The 19,074-nt window shown below is 44.9% G+C and carries 19 protein-coding genes; 3 read left to right on the plus strand and 16 right to left on the minus strand.

Annotated features, from left to right (window positions below; all coding sequences use genetic code 11):
• The 13 genes from ACJA3J_RS17775 to ACJA3J_RS17835 all read right to left on the minus strand — a co-directional run bounded on the left by ACJA3J_RS17775 (position 1) and on the right by ACJA3J_RS17835 (position 11,620).
• On the minus strand, positions 1 to 1,029 hold the full coding sequence (locus ACJA3J_RS17775) for a branched-chain amino acid ABC transporter permease (RefSeq protein WP_406944796.1): 1,029 nt from the start codon (positions 1,027 to 1,029) through the stop codon (positions 1 to 3).
• A complete protein-coding gene (locus tag ACJA3J_RS17780) occupies positions 1,030 to 1,893 on the minus strand; it encodes a branched-chain amino acid ABC transporter permease (protein ID WP_406944797.1) in 864 nt (287 codons plus the stop codon).
• Between the two features lie 66 nt (positions 1,894 to 1,959).
• Complete coding sequence (locus ACJA3J_RS17785; RefSeq protein WP_406944798.1) at positions 1,960 to 3,639, minus strand: long-chain fatty acid--CoA ligase; 1,680 nt, start codon at positions 3,637 to 3,639, stop codon at positions 1,960 to 1,962.
• 58 nt (positions 3,640 to 3,697) lie between these two features.
• On the minus strand, positions 3,698 to 4,465 hold the full coding sequence (locus tag ACJA3J_RS17790) for an SDR family NAD(P)-dependent oxidoreductase (RefSeq protein ID WP_406944799.1): 768 nt from the start codon (positions 4,463 to 4,465) through the stop codon (positions 3,698 to 3,700).
• A 1-nt stretch (position 4,466) separates the two neighbouring features.
• A complete protein-coding gene (locus tag ACJA3J_RS17795) occupies positions 4,467 to 4,889 on the minus strand; it encodes an acyl-CoA thioesterase (RefSeq protein ID WP_406944800.1) in 423 nt (140 codons plus the stop codon).
• A 68-nt stretch (positions 4,890 to 4,957) separates the two neighbouring features.
• Entirely contained in the window at positions 4,958 to 5,527 is a 570-nt protein-coding gene (locus tag ACJA3J_RS17800; protein WP_406944801.1) for a TetR/AcrR family transcriptional regulator, read from the minus strand.
• Between the two features lie 74 nt (positions 5,528 to 5,601).
• A complete protein-coding gene (locus ACJA3J_RS17805; protein ID WP_406944802.1) occupies positions 5,602 to 6,774 on the minus strand; it encodes a thiolase family protein in 1,173 nt (390 codons plus the stop codon).
• Positions 6,775 to 6,794: 20 nt separating this feature from the next.
• The gene (locus tag ACJA3J_RS17810) at positions 6,795 to 7,568 is read right to left on the minus strand and encodes an SDR family oxidoreductase (RefSeq protein WP_406944803.1); all 774 of its coding nucleotides are present in this window, start codon (positions 7,566 to 7,568) and stop codon (positions 6,795 to 6,797) included.
• Positions 7,558 to 8,787, minus strand: coding sequence for an acyl-CoA dehydrogenase family protein (locus tag ACJA3J_RS17815; protein WP_406944804.1), 1,230 nt, complete (start codon positions 8,785 to 8,787; stop codon positions 7,558 to 7,560). Before ACJA3J_RS17815 ends, ACJA3J_RS17810 begins: the two co-directional genes overlap by 11 nt.
• Positions 8,788 to 8,802: 15 nt before the next feature.
• A complete protein-coding gene (locus ACJA3J_RS17820; protein ID WP_406944805.1) occupies positions 8,803 to 9,222 on the minus strand; it encodes a MaoC/PaaZ C-terminal domain-containing protein in 420 nt (139 codons plus the stop codon).
• A complete protein-coding gene (locus ACJA3J_RS17825; protein ID WP_406944806.1) occupies positions 9,219 to 9,653 on the minus strand; it encodes a MaoC family dehydratase N-terminal domain-containing protein in 435 nt (144 codons plus the stop codon). The genes ACJA3J_RS17820 and ACJA3J_RS17825 overlap by 4 nt, the downstream gene beginning before the upstream one ends.
• Before the next feature lie 18 nt (positions 9,654 to 9,671).
• Entirely contained in the window at positions 9,672 to 10,436 is a 765-nt protein-coding gene (gene fabG, locus ACJA3J_RS17830; RefSeq protein ID WP_406944807.1) for a 3-oxoacyl-ACP reductase FabG, read from the minus strand.
• Positions 10,437 to 10,450: 14 nt separating this feature from the next.
• Positions 10,451 to 11,620: an acyl-CoA dehydrogenase family protein gene (locus ACJA3J_RS17835; RefSeq protein WP_406944808.1), complete on the minus strand. Its 1,170-nt coding sequence runs from the start codon at positions 11,618 to 11,620 to the stop codon at positions 10,451 to 10,453.
• 357 nt (positions 11,621 to 11,977) lie between these two features.
• On the opposite strand from ACJA3J_RS17835, the gene ACJA3J_RS17840 reads away from it, so the two are divergent.
• From ACJA3J_RS17840 to ACJA3J_RS17850, 3 genes are all read left to right on the plus strand, one after another.
• Positions 11,978 to 13,024 carry a CdaR family transcriptional regulator gene (locus ACJA3J_RS17840; RefSeq protein ID WP_406944809.1) on the plus strand — a complete coding sequence of 349 codons (1,047 nt, stop codon included), beginning with the start codon at positions 11,978 to 11,980 and terminating at the stop codon, positions 13,022 to 13,024.
• Positions 13,025 to 13,147: 123 nt separating this feature from the next.
• Complete coding sequence (locus tag ACJA3J_RS17845) at positions 13,148 to 14,269, plus strand: glycerate kinase (RefSeq protein ID WP_406944810.1); 1,122 nt, start codon at positions 13,148 to 13,150, stop codon at positions 14,267 to 14,269.
• A 17-nt stretch (positions 14,270 to 14,286) separates the two neighbouring features.
• On the plus strand, positions 14,287 to 15,645 hold the full coding sequence (locus tag ACJA3J_RS17850) for a GntP family permease (protein ID WP_406944811.1): 1,359 nt from the start codon (positions 14,287 to 14,289) through the stop codon (positions 15,643 to 15,645).
• 346 nt (positions 15,646 to 15,991) lie between these two features.
• Here the strand turns inward: ACJA3J_RS17850 and ACJA3J_RS17855 are convergent, their stop codons facing one another.
• The 3 genes from ACJA3J_RS17855 to ACJA3J_RS17865 are packed head-to-tail and all read right to left on the minus strand — an operon-like array spanning position 15,992 to position 19,060.
• Complete coding sequence (locus tag ACJA3J_RS17855; RefSeq protein ID WP_406944812.1) at positions 15,992 to 16,933, minus strand: LCP family protein; 942 nt, start codon at positions 16,931 to 16,933, stop codon at positions 15,992 to 15,994.
• A 60-nt stretch (positions 16,934 to 16,993) separates the two neighbouring features.
• Positions 16,994 to 17,965: a metallophosphoesterase gene (locus ACJA3J_RS17860; RefSeq protein WP_406946314.1), complete on the minus strand. Its 972-nt coding sequence runs from the start codon at positions 17,963 to 17,965 to the stop codon at positions 16,994 to 16,996.
• A gap of 27 nt (positions 17,966 to 17,992) precedes the next feature.
• A complete protein-coding gene (locus ACJA3J_RS17865; protein WP_406944813.1) occupies positions 17,993 to 19,060 on the minus strand; it encodes a nucleotidyltransferase family protein in 1,068 nt (355 codons plus the stop codon).
• Positions 19,061 to 19,074 lie beyond the last annotated feature (14 nt).

Raw genomic sequence — 19,074 nt, forward strand, 5'->3', positions numbered from 1 at the left:
TCATCCCTCCTTGACCTTTTTCTCAGAGTCTACGGTTTCAGATTCAAAATACCTCTGTTCTTTCCTTGTCCGTTTCACTTTTTTCGCTGTATGTTTCATCCGCCAATCATAATAAGCACCAACAATGCCACGCGGATAGAAAATGATCAGTAAAGTAAGAAGTGGACCAAAAATGAGCATACGGTAATCCTGTAAAAATTGAAGGGACTGGGAAACAGCAACGATGAGGAACGTACCAACGATCGGTCCTGCAAGAGTGCCGATTCCGCCGACTAACAAATAGGTTAGAAGGTCGAAAATGATGGTGATGTAGCCGATGTCAGGACCGATGAAGCGGATGAACGACGCATATAATGCACCGGCTAAGCCTGCAAAGAAAGTGGAGAGGACAAAAACCAACAGTTTGTTTTTCATTGTGGAAATGCCGATAGTTTGAGCTAAATCTTCACTATTACGAATAGCGATAAACGTACGCCCTGTGAGAGAATGTACAATTCTATACATGACAAGCACCGTGAAGATCAGGAAAAATAATACAAGATAGTACTGGGAAAGAGGTGTTTCAAAAGACAAAGGACCGATGTTTGAAGGAACTGGAATCCCGATCAACCCCCGCACTCCGCCCGTCAAGCCATCCCATTTATCAATAACAAGATAAATGATGTAACCAACACATAACGTATAAATGGCAAAAAAGTGCTCCCTCGTCCTTAAAGCTACTAATCCCACAACCGCTCCGATCGCACTGGTAATCAAACAGGCGGCAACGAGGGCGAGCCAGTAGTTGATTTCAGTTTTGACGGTTAATAGTCCTAAAGCATAGGCTCCGATTGCAAAAAAACCAGCGTGTGCAAGGGAAAGGTATCCCGTATAACCAGCTAACAGGTTTAAGCCGTACACAGCGATCATCCATATAAAAGCAAGTGTTAAAATGTGAAGGAAGTAGGCATTCGGAAGAACAAATGGAAATAGGATGGCAACGGCCAGAGCCCCAATCACCCATCCCCTGTTTTTCAGTAGTGACCCCAATTAAAAACCCTCCCTCGAGAACAGTCCTTTTGGCTTAATGGAAAGAATGACGACAAGAAGCAGGAAGGCGATGATATCTTTATAATCATTGGAAATATAGGTAGCTCCGAGGCTTTCTGTAAACCCAAGAATGTAGCCGCCTAAAATAGCACCAGGTACACTGCCCATGCCTCCGAGAATAATGATGACGAAAGCTTTCAATATGACCAGGTGTCCCATCCCTGGAAATACGAGGTTGATCGGTGCGGAAAGTGACGCGGCAATAGCAGCAAGCCCACCGGAAATCATGAAGGTCAACATGGCTACTCTGTTTGTATTGATGCCGACTAGATGGGCTCCTTCACGATTCTGCGCCATCGCAATAATAGTCGATCCCACGTACGTTTTCTTCAAGAACAAATACAGCAAAATCATGACAGCAATGGCTCCAATGTTAATGAGAACCCGTTGAGTTGTTGCTGTCATTCCGAAGATATCAATGACCTGCCCGTAAGGAGTCTCCATTGTACGATAATCAGCCCCCCAGATCAGTTGGGCAAAAGCTTCTAAGAACAGCAGAATTCCAATAGCTGCAATCTTATCATGAATCGGAGGAGCATTCCGGAGCGGGTGGAAAACAAGCCTGTCCATCAATACACCAAGCAAACCGACAACTAAAACAGAGACGGCCATCGCCATCCAATAATGAATTCCCCACAGGAGCATCATCGTCAGCGTAATGTAAGCCCCAAGCATATATAACGCTCCATGCGCAAAGTTAGGGATGTGCAAAATACCATAGACGAGGGTCAGACCGAGTGCCACTAAGCTGTAGACACTTCCAATCGTCAATCCGTTGAAAAGCTGCTGAGTTAAAATATCCATTCAACTTCCCCTTTAACCTCAATTTTGAAGCTTTTGTGCCTTGGATCATCACCAAGGCACATGTATTCAGGATTTCTGGTCGATATTCATTTTCTCCCTTTCTTCTTCCTGAAGCTTCCTCCATAAGATCTTCCCGCTGTTAGTCATCGGGAACGCTTCAATGAACTCAACGATTCTCGGATACTTATACGCCGCCATTTTTTCTTTCGACCACGCAACAATCTCCTCTTCCGTGACTTCTCCTTTGGCGTTGTCGTTCAGGATGACAAAGGCCTTGATGTTCTCTCCTTTTCTTGGATCCGGTACACCGACGACACACGCCTGCTGAACAGCCGGGTGATCATATAAGGCGGATTCTACTTCTGTCGGCCATACATTGTATCCAGAAGCATTGATCATCCGCTTTAAGCGGTCGACAATGAAGAAATAGCCTTCCTCGTCAAAACGACCGATATCGCCCGTGCGGAAAAAGGATTTGCCGTCAATTTCGATAAAGGCACTTTCATTTTCTTCCGCCCGATTATAATAGCCGATCATCACCTGCGGACCGTTCACGACAATTTCACCGATTTCATCTGTCCCCACTTCCTCCATCGTTGCAGGATCAATGATTCTTGCATCGACATCAAAGGAAGGAATACCAAGACACTGCATTTTCGGACGATCCGGTGGATTGAAGTGGGTCTGCGCAATCGTTTCAGACAGCCCGTACCCTTCAACGAATTCAAGTCCCGTCAATTTGTAAAGCTTTTCCCCTAAGGCTTTCGGAAAAGCCGCTCCCCCACCTGATATGGCGTCTAAAGAACTTAAGTCTTCGGCTTTGACTTCAGGGTTTGCAAGAAAATCAACGAGCATGGTACTGATCGTCACCCAATGGGTACACTGCTGATCACGAATCAATTGCCTTGCAGTTTCCCGGTCCCAGCGCGTCATAATGACAACCTTATTCCCGCTGAAAATAGGCATGTGCATGCTGTGAACCATGCCCGTGACATGGAAATACGGCAAGGTCGCCAGGGACCTTGAGTTCATCGTGGCCCGAGACCAGTAATAAGCACCAAGGATGTTCGCCTGCACCGTCCGGTTTGTATGCATGCAGCCTTTAGGCAGCCCTGTTGTTCCTGAAGTATATGGAAGCACAGCGAGATCATCAGCATGTACTCCACTATCTTTCGGCTGGGCTTTTAGCGCCAATGCTTCTGCCCATATGTGTACCGTATCATCTTCATAAACATTTCGTGGAGCAGAAACTTCAACGGGAAGCCGTTCCTCGTTCATGTTCCCTATATAATCCGAATAGGCTGCCACAACAATGTTGTGTAAAGTCGTCGTGTCAACAAGAGGGTGAACGACATCCATCAGCTCCTGACCGATAATGGCATGCTCAATGCCTCCGTCTTTCACGTAAAATTCCAACTCTTCTGTTTTTAGCATCGGATTGATCGGAACAACTACAGCCCCTGCTCTTAAAATGGAATAATAACCAATGATGAACTGAGGAGAATTCTGCATAAGAAGCAGAACTTTATCTCCTTTCTCCACTTGCATATAAAGCTGCATGTAGCCGGCCAGTACATCGACCTGCTCCAGCAGCTCCCGGTAAGTCAAGCCTGCACCATAATAATAAATCGCTTCATGTTCAGGATACCGAGTGGCGGAGACCCTCAAGTTGTCGTAAATGGATGTTTCAGGGACGGTCAAAGACTTTGTCAACTTCGGCCAAAATTCATAATGTTTCGTTTGCAAGAAGACCACTCCTTATTGATATTGTCCACAATCTTTGTAAGCGTTATCATTTACCGGTTTACTTAATCAGCCAGCCACCGTCCACCAGTAAATCCGAACCTGTCATATAGGAAGCCTCTCTAGAGGCAGCAAAACAGATAACGTTGGCGACTTCCCCGGGTCTGCCTACACGGCCTAAGGCTGTATTTTTTTGTATGGCCTCCTCAAAGCGCTTGTTCTTTAAGCCCTCTTCCGTCAAAGGGGTTTCCGCGAATCCCGGCGAAACAGAATTCACACGAATACCGGAAGCCGAGAATTCCAACGCCAGGGCTTTGGTAAAATTAATCACCGCTGCTTTCGAGGAGCTGTAGTGAGGAATCTTCGCCCCGGCTTTGTGACCAGACAGGGAAGCCACATTAACGATCGCACGATCCTCCTGTGTCCCTCCTTCCATCATCAAGCGTCCAAGCGCTTTAGAAACAAGAAACACGCTCTTCAGGTTCGTATCCTGGATGCGGTCCCACTCCTCTGCCTCCATATCAAGGATGGAGGACTTTCCCGAAATGCCTGCGTTGTTCACCAAAACATTCAGGTCGCCATACTCTTCATTCACGAAAGCGGCGAGTTGATCCACCTGATCTTCCTGAGTGACATCCGCTTGATAAATGCTGGCGGCTGGTTCTTCCAACCCTTCATTAATCTGCGCTGCTACTCTTTCCAGTTTGCTTTTCGTCCTTCCGACAAGAATGACTTTCGCTCCTTCATTCGCAAGCTTCACAGCGGTTTCTTCACCAATTCCGCTTCCTGCTCCTGTAATGACTGCAATGCTTTGCTCAAATCTCCCCACCTCAAACACTCCTTTCTGCCGTCTCTGTTTTCAAATAAGATTCTAAACACACACGCAGCTCATCACTAATCGGCTCACTCTGCTGTTTTTCATAATTAAAATGAACGATAACAGCACCCGCCTTTGCGACCAGTTCTTTCGTGCCTTCAACCAGGATCTCGTGAGTAAAAGTAAAACTGCTGCGGCCTATACGCGAAATCCAGGAACGAATGACCAAAGGGTTTCCAAAATACGCCTGGCTTACAAAATCACATTGGGTTGACGCGAGGATAAAACGACCGACAGAGTTCACCTGTCCAGGCAGAACCTCTTGAAAAAACTTTCCCCTCGCTTCTTCCAAGTAAATGAAATAACTCGTATTATTGACATGTCCTGCCATATCCGTCTCGCAAAACCTGACTCTTAGACTGCTCTCATGTTTCATGTCATCTCCTCCATTCCAACCAGTCAGTATGTTATGAATAAGCCTTTATCAGAAAAGGCTGGTGAGGTTTAATCTTTGGAGTTGATTCCGTTTAAAATGATGTTCAAATAAATGGACGTGAGCTCTTCTGCTGAGACATCTCCCTCAGGGTCAAACCAATAGTAGCTCCAGTTCGTCATACCGAGAATGCCCCTTGTCACCATATTTGGATCCAAATCGGTTTGGAACTCTCCATTTTCAATGCCTTCTTCGACGACGGCCTGTACATTGACACGGAACTGATCTCTCTTTTGAACAATCTGTTCCAGGTAATCGGGTCCAAGATTCCGCATCTCCCTGAAAAATATCCTCGCACTTTTCTTCCGGTCTTTGATGCTGTGGATGACCATATAAATCATGGAGCGAAGCTTCTCTTTGCTGTCTTTAGAATCGTCATTCAAAATCGTCCGCTGATTGGAAAGCAGAAACTCAATGAATTCCAAATGGATATCCGTCAGCAGCTCCTGTTTGTTTTTGAAATAATAATAGAAGGTCCCTTTCGTTACTCCCAGTTCCTCTACGATTTCCTGGAGAGATGTTTCTGTAAATCCCTTTTTATCAAATAAATGAATACTCGTTTGGATGATTTCTTGTTTCATAGATACATGGTCCTCTCTTTTAAGGATGATATCCCATTATAACATCCCTAAAATCTGCGAAAGAGTCCGTAAGATCAGCCGCGCTCAAGAATCATCGCTATCCCTTGACCTCCGCCGATACAGGCGGTAATCAGTGCATATCTGCCTTCCCTATGCTTAAGTGCATAGATGGCTTTGGTAGCAAGGATGGCACCTGTTGCTCCGAGCGGATGTCCATGAGCGATAGCTCCTCCGTTGACATTCACCTTATCCATGTCCATATTCAACTCTGCCTGACAGGCAAGCACTTGAGCGGCAAAGGCCTCATTGATTTCGATAAGATCCATGTCATCCAGTGAAAGCCCTGTCTGCTCCAGAACCTTATGTACAGCTGGTACTGGTCCGATGCCCATGATATTCGGATCAACACCTGCGACCGTATAGCCGACAACCTTAGCCAATGGTTCCACCCCGAGCGCCTCCGCTTTGCCACGCGACATCAAAGTCAGTGCTGAGGCAGCATCATTCAACCCCGAACTGTTTGCTGCTGTCACCGTACCATTTTCGAGAAAAGCAGGGGAAAGTTTGGCCATCCCTTCCATCGTAGAAGAAGGACGCGGATGTTCATCAGTTTTGAAAGTGATCGGCTCCCCTTTTCTTACCGGAATACTCAAGGCTACGATTTGTTCATCAAAACGTCCTTCTTCCATAGCCTGAGCCATTCGCTCCTGGCTGGTCTGGGCAAAACGATCTTGTGCTTCTCTAGGTATCTGGTATTTTTCAGCAAGGTTCTCTGCTGTTATTCCCATAGGAGGATCTCCGATTTCTTTTGGAGAGAGCTGTGACTTCCTAAACTTAGGAGGTGCCGGGCTGTAGGGGCGTTCTGGACGGTCCATGAGATAAGGAGCGCGACTCATACTTTCCGTTCCTCCTGCTACATAGACCTCTCCATTTCCTGCTTGTATCGCCTGGGCAGCTAAGTGAATCGCATTTAGTCCTGATCCGCACTGCCGATCTACCGTCAGACCAGGCAGCTGGAGGGAAAGTCCCGTTTCTAACGCCGATAAACGTGCAACGTTTCCCCCTCCGCTCAACACATTACCAAAGATCACGTCTTCAATCGCATCAGGTTCGATCCCCGCACGCTGAACCGCTTCTTTAATGACTTCAGAACCCAACACATGGGCAGGAACCACAGCAAGAGTCCCTCCTTGTTTACCAATCGCTGTTCGGACAGCAGATACAATAACCGCATCTCGTTGTGACATGATTTCACTCCTTTTGTTTCTCACATGGCATGTGTGCCGCCATCGACGACGATCACATCACCTGTAATATGGTCGGAAGCCTTAGAACTTAAGAAAATGACGGCTCCCTTCAAATCATCTTCTCCACCGAATTTACGTAAAGGAGTACTTTGTAAAAAAGCCTCTTCCCCTTTATCCATCAATACCTTCGACATTTTCGTCGGGAAAAATCCAGGGGCAATGGCATTCACGCGTATGCCTCTCGGGCCCCACTTCACCGCTAAGTCTTTTGTAAAGGTGAGTACCGCCCCTTTACTCGAATTGTAGCCGATGGTATCCATGTACTTGGGATCCGATCCCTTCATCCCGGCGACCGAAGAAATGTTGATGATTTTTCCTGAACCTTGTTCAAGCATGACTTTCCCTGCCATTTGAGACATGAGAAACGTTCCAGTGACGTTTACATTGAAAACTTTCTGCCACGCCTCAAGCGGCATATCTTCTACCGGCGCTCCCCATGTAGCTCCACTATTATTGACGAGAATGTCAATGCGTCCGAAATGATCGACCGTCTGATCGATCACTTTTTGCATCGAGTGCGGGTTTGTGACATCACATTCAAAAGCGAGAGAATCAACCCCGAGACTTTTCAACTGCTCGCTCACTTCTGCGCAGGCCTCAAGCTTCCTTGAACACACCACGACATGAGCCCCGCACTCGGCCAGCCCTTCAGCAATCTGTTTGCCAAGACCTCTGCCGCCTCCCGTGACAACCGCCACTTGATCATCTAAACGAAAGAGATCTTTAGCGTGCATACACTCCGCTCCTTTCCGAGACTTTGGCCAATTCATATTTTGCAATGGCCCGGCGGTGCACCTCGTCGGGTCCGTCTGCTAAACGTAAAGTCCTTATATTCGCCCATTTTGCAGCTAACCGTTGATCATCACTGACCCCGGATCCTCCAAACGCTTGAATCGCCCGGTCAATCACTTTTAATGCCATATTCGGCGCGACCACTTTAATCATGGCAATTTCAGATTTGGCTTCCTTGTTACCCACGGTATCCATCATATAAGCGGCTTTCAACGTAAGGAGACGGGCCTGCTCAATTTCAATACGGGAATCAGCGATCCATTCGCGGATCACTCCCTGATCGGCGAGCTTTTTACCAAACGCCTCTCTGTCGTTGACCCTTGCACACATATCTTCAAGTGCTCGTTCCGCTGCCCCTATCGTCCGCATACAGTGATGAATCCGCCCCGGTCCCAAACGTCCTTGTGCGATGGCGAATCCTTTCCCCTCATCCCAGATCAAGTGGGAGGCAGGCACACGAACATCGTTGAACTCGATTTCTGCATGCCCATGAGGAGCGTGATCATAGCCGAAGACAGGCAGCAGCCGTTTGATAGTTATCCCTTTCGTGTCCAGCGGTACGAGAATCATCGACTGCTGCTCATGTCTCGCTGCATCCGGATCATTTTTGCCCATGACGATACTGATCTTACATCTTGGATCTCCAGCCCCGGACGACCACCACTTCGTCCCGTTGATCACATACTCATCGCCTATTCCCGTAATACTCGTTTGGATATTCGTAGCATCGGAAGACGCGACATCCGGTTCTGTCATCGAAAAACAGGAACGGATTTCCCCTTGAAGCAGCGGCTCCAGCCATTGCTTTTTCTGCTCTTCTGTCCCATACCGGGCAAGAACCTCCATGTTCCCTGTATCAGGTGCGGCACAATTGAATACTTCCGGCGCAATGAACGACCGCCCCATGATTTCACACAAGGGGGCGTATTCCATATTCGTAAGTCCTGCGCCATATTCACTGTCAGGAAGGAATAAATTCCATAGTCCCGCATCTTTCGCTTTGTTTTTCAACTCATCCATAATTGGAGGGATGTCTGCAAAACGGTTCTCTTCATTTAATTGATCCTCATACAAGCCTTCGTTCGGGTAGATATGCTCCTCCATGAACCTCGTCAATTGATCCTGAAGATCTTTCACTTTTTGAGAATGTTCAAAGTGCATAAGGTTCCTCCCTATTTATGTAGCAATTCTTGTTTCATTCTTCCTGAAAACCACTTGGCCTTTGATGACATCTTCTTCATTCTGGTTTTTAGCACGGACATTGAAAGTGATGGTTTCTTGATCTTTGCCTTTCACTTCTGCATGAAGAGTAATGATATCCTCAAGAAACACCATGCCTCGGAATCGGATCGAGTAATTCTGGATAAACCCTTCCTCATAAAAGGGGGTGAACAATTTGGCCAAGTTCCCCATCGTCCACATTCCATGAGCAATAACTCCAGGCAGGCCTGCTTTCTCCGCTTCTTCGTCAATCGTATGAATAGGATTATAGTCTCCAGAGGCACCCGCGTACTTGATCAAATCCAGTCTTGTTACCGGCGGCAACGTAACCGCTTTCAATTTATCGCCAGGCTGAACACCATACAAAGGACTCATACACGCATCTCCCTTCTTACAGCTTCCGTAATGATGATCACTTGTTCTTCAGAGAAAATCAGCTGCCCTTCCAGGTCTTCCCCGTAACGCTTCACTTTCAGAAATCCCATGTCGCCGCTCTTTCCACTTCTTTCGTAGTAATCTTCCACTTCCGCGTAGCAGAGAATTTCTTCTCCTACGTAAAGAGGACGTTCATAATGATAGTTTTGTTCACCATGGATCAGCCCTTTCTTCGGAAGATCGAGTCCCTCGATGACTCCATAATCGAACACTCTAGGAAAAGTCGGGGGAGCCATGTTACGGGAATCCGATTCCTCATCCATGAATATGGGATGAGGGTCACCGATCGCCTCTGCAAACTTTTTCACGGCACCCCGTTCGACCATGTTCTTCACTGTTCTTGATCTTTTTCCAATGGATTGTTCAAACATATAGCCGCTCCTTTATCGTCAATTTTTAGGACCACCTGCGACATAGATCACCTGACCATTCACAAAAGAAGAACGTTCATCTGCAAAAAATGCGACGGCATTGGCGATGTCTTCCGGTTTCCCGCTCCTGCCGACAGGAATTTTATTGATGCTTGCCTCGACAAGGTCTTCGAATGAAATGCCGATGCGCGTTGCGGTTTCCTTTGTCATTTCCGTTTCGATAAAGCCCGGAGCGACCGCGTTGGTTGTTATGCCAAATTTCCCTAACTCGATGGCAAGCGTCTTCGTAAAACCCTGCAAACCTGCTTTCGCTGTTGCATAATTAGCTTGACCACGATTCCCAAGCGCCGATGTGGAAGAGATGTTAATGATACGCCCGTATTTATTCTCCACCATAATCCTTTGCGCAGCACGGACCGCATTAAATGCCCCCTTCAGATGTACATTCATGACGGTATCCCAGTCTTCATCCTTCATCTTGAACAGCATATTATCACGGATGACTCCTGCGTTATTGACGAGAATATCCAGAGACCCGAATCGGTTGAATGCCTCCTTTATAGCTGTATCTACTTGTTCATAATCGACGACATCCGCCACCTTACAGAAGATTTCATACCCTTTTTCCCTGAATTCTGATTCCACTTCCTTGAGGGCCTCTTCATTGACATCAATGATGCCGATCTTCGCTCCCTCCTCTGCCAAGCTTAGTGCAATTCCTTTTCCTATCCCACGGCTTCCGCCTGTAACAAAAGCGGCTCGGTTTTCAAATCTACCACTCATTCCCATTCCTCCTCTTAACCGATTTTCACATGCCCTTTTAATAGATTACGAGAAATAATCAAGCGCTGAATTTCATCTGTTCCATCATAGATTCTCCAAAGTCTTGCCTCACGGTACCAACGCTCGATCGGTAATTCTTTTGTATAACCCATGCCGCCATGAATTTGCAGGACACGGTCAATGACGTTGTTGCCCATATTGGCGCCGTACAATTTCGCCATGGATGCGTAGTGGCGGTTATCTTCTCCATGATCGAGCGTGAAAGCAGCATTGAGAACAAGCCACTTCGCTGCTTCAATTTCCACGGCTGAATCAGCAATCTGCCACTGAATAGCTTGCCGTGTCGCGATTGGTTTTCCAAAAGTTTCCCGTTCATTTGCATAATCGATGGCCATATTCAACAACCTTTCAGCTGCTCCCACAGCACGGGCACCGACAATCCAGCGGGCAAAGCCAATCCATTCAAGCCCTAAATCATATCCATGATTAATTTCCCCAAGAATATTTTCTTCCGGCACGCGGACATTATCGAAAATGAGAGACGCCGGTCCCCACTCTCCCATAGTGTGGATGTATTCAGACTTCCATCCCATAGAGCGATCAGCGATAAAACATGTCACTCCTTTTCTGCCATTCGAAGATTGATGAAGCTCTTTGTCTGTAATAGCAATGGCCATCACAAAATCAGCCTCGTTTCCACCGGTGATGAACGTCTTTTCACCGTTGAGCACCCAGTCATTGCCATCCTTGACAGCAGTCATTTTCAAGTTCCTAGTATCAGAACCAGCCCCGGGCTCCGTCATGGCAAAACACGATTTCTTATCGCCATTAATGGTCGGCAATAGATATTTTTCCTTTTGCTCCTCATTTCCGTAATACAAAATATTGTCAGCAGACCCTCCAAATTTGAATGGAACAAAGGTACGCGCCACTTCCATTTGGACGATGGCAAGCATCATCTGCCCAAGATCCGCTCCGCCATATTCTTCCGGTGTATTGATGCCCCAAAAGCCTGCGTCTTTCGCCTTCTGCTGAAGTTCTTCCATCTTTCCTTCAGGAAGACTCGGTCTTCCCTCCCTTTCATTACGCAAGACCTCATTTTCAAGAGGAATCAATTCTTTCTCCACGAATTTCCGAATGGTTTTTCTCACCATTTCTTGTTCATCGGTCAAACGCAAGTGCATACAATCATCCTCATTTCTGTATTAAGTCAACATACCTACCGGTTGGTATGTTTTATTTTATATTATTTTAAATATTCAAAAAACACAACACCTTTTGTTAAATTATTGGATAATTTAAGGGAAGCTTCTTTATGAAATAAGGAGGAAAATCAGGATTGATGATACTTAATCCATCCCCCTTCTTAAAAAGCAGGCCGTCGACCATTTGATTGGAAAGTGGTCTTATTAACTCCGCACCTCAACTGCTATCATTTCACCTTGCTCCTCGAAGAAAATGGAGTGGACTTATATCTTTCACCATTGATTTAATTTCTACTAAACTACAATTTGATAAAATAATACAAAAAGGAGGCATCCGTGGAACTCACCGCTCAGTTAGGAAAAGAAATTATTAACCGCCTTTCCCAGTACATAGACGTACCGATCAATCTCATGGATCCTGCCGGTAAAATAGTCGCTAGTACCGATTCGGATCGGATTTACCAAACACACGGCGGCGCTCAACAAGTGATTAAAACACTGGAACCTCAGCAATTCACAACCAAAATGGTGGATCAATTTTCAAACACCAAGCCCGGGGTCAACCTTCCCATTTTTCATAATGGCGAACTCGCGGGCGTGGTCGGATTGACAGGAGATCCGGATCAAGTGTATCAAGCAGCGGGTATGACGCAGGGATCGGTCGAAATCGCGCTGGAACAACTCTATATCCAGAAGCAGAGTTTTTATCAGGAAAGACAGTGGAACCACTGGTTTCATCGGCTCATTTCAGACGAAGAAACCGAAGACCTGGAGAAAGAAGCCCGCTATTCTTTACGTGCAGACCTTAAGAAGGCGTGGCAGGTCTTCGTTTTCCAAACAAACTCACCTTTCGATTTCGCCGAGAGACTGCGCACACAGACAGAACAGCTGCAACTCAACCCGCTTTTCATCCTTCCTTTTCAGGAGAATTTAGTTGTTATGCCTCTTCCATTTCAAGAGCATATCCCACCCTTCAAAGCAGATGGACCTGCTGCTGTTGGTGAACCAGGATATAGTGCTAAAGGGATTTATACATCTTTCAAACAAGCATCTCAGACGATCGATGTTGCAGGCAAAGCCGGAGAAATCATTCACAGCGGAACACTTAGGGTAGAACGACTGCTTTCAAACATTACTAAGGACACGTACATAGAAATTACAGAGCCTTATGCCATTCGTCTAAATCGATTAGAAACACCCTATTTGGAAACGCTCCATACTTTTTTCAACAACGATTTGAAAATGAACCGGACAGCTGATGAATTGCATGTCCATCGAAATACGCTTCATTACCGGCTTGATCAAGTCCATAAAAAAGTAGGACTGGATCCGCGGAATTTCAAAGATGCGATGATGCTGCAAATTATTTTAATCAATCGTTGATTTGTGCATTTGCACAAGAATACGCTTACATTTTTCTGATATTTTGTATATCTCATCAATTGTTATTGTGTCTTATTTCCTGTTGAATAGAAAGTAGCCAAATTAGATAAAGGAGGGTGAAAGATGAAGGTCGTTTTTGCCCCTGATTCTTACAAAGGGAGTTTGTCTTCCATTCAAGTTGCTGAAGTCATGAAAAAGGCTTGGCATGCAGTCATTCCAGATTCAGAAACCATCATGAAGCCAATGGCAGATGGGGGAGAAGGTACCTTAGAAGTATTTTCTACATCTGTGTCCCACGAAAAAGTTTACTTATCCTGTAAGGGACCGTTAGGAGAAAATCACGAGAGCTGGTATGTAAAACTGGACGATCAGCGAGCTGTGATTGAAGGAGCCGCGATTGCCGGCTTACCACTAGTACCAACAGAAGAACGTAATCCCGATCACACAACAAGCTATGGCATTGGGCAGGCAATCACGCATGCTTTAAACGAAGGGTGCACCAACTTAATTGTAGCCATTGGCGGAAGTTCAACAAACGACGGTGGCCTGGGAATGTTACAGGCACTTGGAATGAAAACCTACGATGAAAATGGCCAGGAGACAGGGATGTATGGAAAGGACCTCCATGCCGTAAAAAGAGTGGACTTTTCTGAACTGGACCCACGCCTCAAAGACGTCACGATCCGAGTTGCTTCTGATGTAGACAATCCACTGACTGGACCTCAAGGAGCAAGTCGCATCTATGGCCCACAAAAAGGAGCGACCGAGCAGCAAGTAAATGCTTATGATCATGCTTTAGACCACTATGGAAAACTCATTGAAGAGGTGTTTGATAAAAACATCATGAACACCCCTGGTGCTGGTGCTGCTGGCGGCCTCGGATTTGCTTTTCTTACTATTGGTGCTCATCTAGAATCGGGAGCTCAGTTGATCGGTGAAGCTATCCAGCTCAAGAAGGCCATTCATGATGCTGACTATATCATTACTGGAGAAGGTCAAAGTGATGACCAGACCCTTTATGGAAAAGCCCCTGGTTATGTAGCTGAACTTGCCAAAGAAAACCATACACCTGTCCTTCTTATATCAGGATGTTTAGGCGCAAACTATGGAGCATTAAATGAGAGGTTCACGAGTTGTTTTTCTATAGCTCCAGGACCTGTCTCATTAGAGGACTGCCTGAAGAACGCAGAAGAATATTTATTTGAGGCAACGAGACAAATCGCAAGGTTATTAACCAAACAATAAAAAGGAGTGAGAAGTATATGGATGGTTTCGGACTAGTACTTATTATTTTACTCGGTGTTTTATTTGTCATTGTAGCCACGGCAAAATTCAATCTCCACCCTTTCCTCTCCCTCTTGATTTCTGCTTTCGCTATCGGAATTTTAGCCGGTATACCACTTGGAGATGTCGTAGAGGCCGTCAATGGCGGGTTCGGAGGATTGATGGGAGGCATCGGACTCGTCATCGTATTTGGTACGATCATCGGTGTCATATTAGAAAAATCGGGCGCTGCTTTACGCATGGCGGAAGTCGTTTTAAGAATCGTCGGAGAAAAAAGACCTCAGCTCGCGATGAGCGCCATCGGCAGTATTGTCAGTATCCCAGTGTTCTGTGATTCAGGGTATGTTATTTTATCCTCTTTAAAGAAAGCGCTTGCAAACAAAACGAAGGTTACCGTTGCATCTATGGCGATTGCCTTATCTACAGGTCTGTTCGCCACGCACACTTTAGTGCCGCCTACACCTGGACCAATCGCAGCTGCAGGAAATATCGGTGCCCAAAATTATCTAGGAACGGTCATTTTATTTGGTGTTATCGTCGCGATTCCTGCCATCTTGGTGGGTTACCTTTGGGCGGTCAAAGCCGGTTCTAAAATTCACATTGATCAAAGTGAAGAAGATACCCTCTATGATTACGACGAGGTCGTCAGCAGTTTTGGGGATATGCCTTCGGCCACTAAATCATTTGCTCCTATCTTAGTTCCGATTCTTCTAATTGGATTCAGCTCTGTCATCACTTTTGCTGGATGGGAAGGTCCTGTTTTTTCCTTTTTCCTATTCCTAGGTTCACCTGTTGTCGCTCTTCTGGTTGGCGTCTTATTCGCTTTCACTCTTCTTCCAAAATATGATGAAGAAACACTTACCCAATGGGTAGGAATCGGAATTAAGGAAGCCGCTCCTATCCTGTTGATTACAGGAGCAGGTGGAGCTTTCGGTTCTGTCATCAGCTCCACAAGCATCGCTGATCTCATTAAAGGAATCGCAGGAAATGAAGTAGCTGTCGGTGCTGTATTTATCTTCATCCCATTCATCATCGCTGCAGCATTAAAGAGTGCACAGGGATCGTCTACAGCAGCCATTGTCATCACATCAACTTTGATCGCACCTCTTCTTCCGCAAATCGGCATCGAAGGAGCTGTGCCGCTGGCGCTCGTCGTCATGGCGGTCGGTGCTGGTGCCATGGTCGTCTCTCACGTTAACGACAGCTATTTCTGGGTCGTAAAGGAATTCAGTGGGATGTCCATCACACAAGCCTACAAGGCTCAAACGATGGGTACTCTACTGCAAGGACTGACAGCCATTATTGTCACTTCGATTCTCTGGTTTATATTGGTATAACACTAAGAGAGACCTCCACGTTGGAGGTCTCTCTTTTTGACTAAAGCTGCTGAGTCCTTCGATATTAACTGGAGAAGACTTCTCTTCCTACCAAGTGAAATATACAATCACGCCAATCATTCCCCAAATCGGAGGAGAAAGAAGAATGGCCCATAAAAGCCCTTTGAAAAAGTTCCCTTCATATTCTTCCATACCATCACCTCTTTAGCAAACAGTATGGACAATTCCATATAAACTTACTTTAGATTATTTCGCAAAATCCGACGTATATTTCCCAGGTAATAATTCAATCTCGCCACTTCCCAGCAAATTCCGCCCCAAAAAAGCTACCCTATAAAAGAGTAGCTTACGAATTGTAGTCAAGAATCATTTCTCGAACATCTTCTACTTCCTGGTCCGGCACTTCTAAATAATAAATTCCATTAATTTTAGTGCCTGTACCCGTCATCTGGTAAGTAGACAAATTTTCTCTCGCCCCACTATAGTTCTTCATCAAATCCTGCATCGTACTGAAGTCCATATTAGTAGAAACATTTTTACCAAGAACGTCCATCACATTACCAATTTTATTAATGGATCCGACATTCATCCCTTTATCAACGATTCCCTGGATGACTTTACGCTGGCGCTCATTACGTCCGAGATCGCCCTGGGGATCATCGTACCGCATACGGACATAGCCGAGGGCTTCATCACCATCCATAGTCAATTCACCTTTTTTATAATGGAAGTTATCCTTCCCATACCATTCGATATCGTTTTGGATGGTAATGCCTCCAACGGCATCCACCATTTCTTCCAAACCTTCCATGTTCACTTGGACATAATAGTCCAGGTTGATATCAAGGAAGTTCTCGACAGTCTGGATAGCCATATCTGCTCCACCAAAGGCGTAAGCATGATTAATTTTATCCTGTTTGCCCGAATGAGAAGAATCGCCCACCATCTCCGTACGTGTGTCACGAGGAATGCTAATGATTTGACTGCGATTGTCGTTTGGATCAACAGACAATACCATCAAAGCATCGGAACGCCCCGAATCTCCGGCTCTTTCATCGACACCCATCAGTAAAATGTTAAGCGGTTCTTGTTCCTTACGTTTTTTCTCCGTCAGTTCATGATCAATCGAAGCGACTTGTTGATGCATTTTCGAATCCACTGTGTTTTTAGCTCCACTATATACAGAGTAAGCGTAAACACCTACTGGTACTAATAGAAACACTAGTAAAACAAGCGAAATCTTCCACCATCGCCCTTTTTTCTTCTTATGTTTGCTAGAACGACTCATCTTTCATTTCACTCCATCTTTTAAGAAATCTATACCCATTATATAATCTTGTAAAGAAGATTACGACTCTTTTTTCAAGGTAATCATATTAACTTCTGGAGTGTTGAATAAACGAAAGTTCAAGAAGCCTATAGCATTGCTGCTCCCTAACCCGGCACTTACATATTGTTTCGTGCCGCGGTATTCCCAAAGACCTTTCACCCGCTCTCTTGGAGGCATGAATCCACCATTTTCATACCAGGGCTCTGGGACAAAAAGCGCTCCTATGAAAGGAAGGCGGATTTGCCCTCCATGATAGTGACCAGCTATGATGAGATCGTAGTCTCTGAAATTATAATAAGTCGTCTTTTTCAATTGATCAATCCGAGGATCAGAGACTGGATAGTGATTGACTGCTATCGTAGTACCCTCGCCATTCAATCTACTAAATTCTTGTAATAATCCGCTATGGTACTGTATATACGCTTCTGTTTTGGAATGTTCAGGTTTTACTCTACCATTAGCGACAACAAAACCATTCTCAGGCTTCAAAACAGAAAGCTCGAAGTCAAGAAGGTTAAGTCGTTCACCTTGGTATTCAATCACTTCTATAGATTCCAGAAGTTTAACCCTAAGTTTTTCCATCTCTTTAATGAAGTTACTTTTTACCAATTGGTCTGGATCCACCTCATAATTGGAAGGATCTGTATTACCAGCAACATAGTAGGCATATTCTTTATTTTTAACCCCTTCAATAAGTGTAAAATAAGGGGCTGTGTTTTCACTGTTTACGCCATCCATCATGTCTCCAGTAAAGAGTATAAGATCATAATCCAAAGAATTTATTGTATCAATTAGTTTTTCCTGATTCTTACCAAAGGACTTTTCATGAAGATCGGACACCTGTAATATCTTAAAATTATGAAGCCCATCTGATAACCCTTCTACAACGACTGCTTCTTCCACTACTTTAACCCTCTTGTTATCCCAAATGGTGTAAGGAATGACTAAAATGATGAATAGAATAATAGCTAGTATAAATAAGATGATCATTTTTTTCACTCGTCATTCCCTCCGGACCTAAAACTTAATGATCTCAATCATATTGCGTACCAGCTGCTTATGCCATCCATATAAAATGGCCAATCTCCTCTTGATTATTCTTAGTTTCAACCAACAATATAGATCACTATCACGTGAGAAGAACAGTCTCCTTGTTTCTTTCATTCGGTGTTTAAACGTATCATAACTTAACACTTGATAATCGAAAAAGATCAGCGGTTTACTCCAATTATATTTCTCGATTTTCTTAAACCAAGGAACCTTAATCTGTGGAAAAGGATATTTTTCACGAAGAAAAGGATAGCGGTCATATAAAATAGATAACGTCCGCGAAATTCGTTTATAGGTTTGATGACGTTCGGCTAAATATAATACCTCTTCGACACTACCCGGCATATGTTTCATAGTCTGAATAACATCCAAGTCATGTTTTATTGAGTCGAGGTTGTGTCTCCAAGCATGAAGGCACATAAAATAAAAGGTATGTGTATGAGAGAGCTTTTTTACATTGGCATAACCTTTAAATGGTTCAGCTTGAGACCATAAGTACTCTATATCTACCGAAGAAGTATCAGGCCTCATCAATCCCCAGTGAAGCTCAACCGTCAAAGGTATCTCTGAGTGAGGCAAAGGTTTGCTGAAAGAGCGATGGAAATGACCGGCTATATAGGATTCTTCCTCTACAAAACCTAACTCTTTCACTAACTGAATGAGATCAGCCACTCTTTCTTTTCTCACCAAAATGTCAATATCACTCGTGGTTCGGTGTGTGAAATCGCCAAAATAGTCTTCGGCAAAATAAACACCCTTCAATGGAATAACCTCATATTTAAGTTTTTCACAGTGGTTAAGGATTCGATTTGTTTCACATTTAATAAAAACAGATGAATACCGGGTATTATTTACCTTCTCTAGTAAACGCTTTTGAAAGAAAAGAGGGGTTTCTTCCAACCTCCCCTGTTGAGCCAACATCGCATAGATTTGAGGGGATACTCCGTCCTTCTCAACCTCTTCGATTAAGATATGATAATCCAACATACGAAAAGTACTATTTGAATAAATTTGATTAATGAATGTGTAGATCACACCCTTGCCCCTCC

This window comes from Halobacillus sp. SY10, assembly GCF_045401165.1.
Classification (GTDB): Bacteria; Bacillota; Bacilli; order Bacillales; family Halobacillaceae; genus Halobacillus; species Halobacillus aidingensis.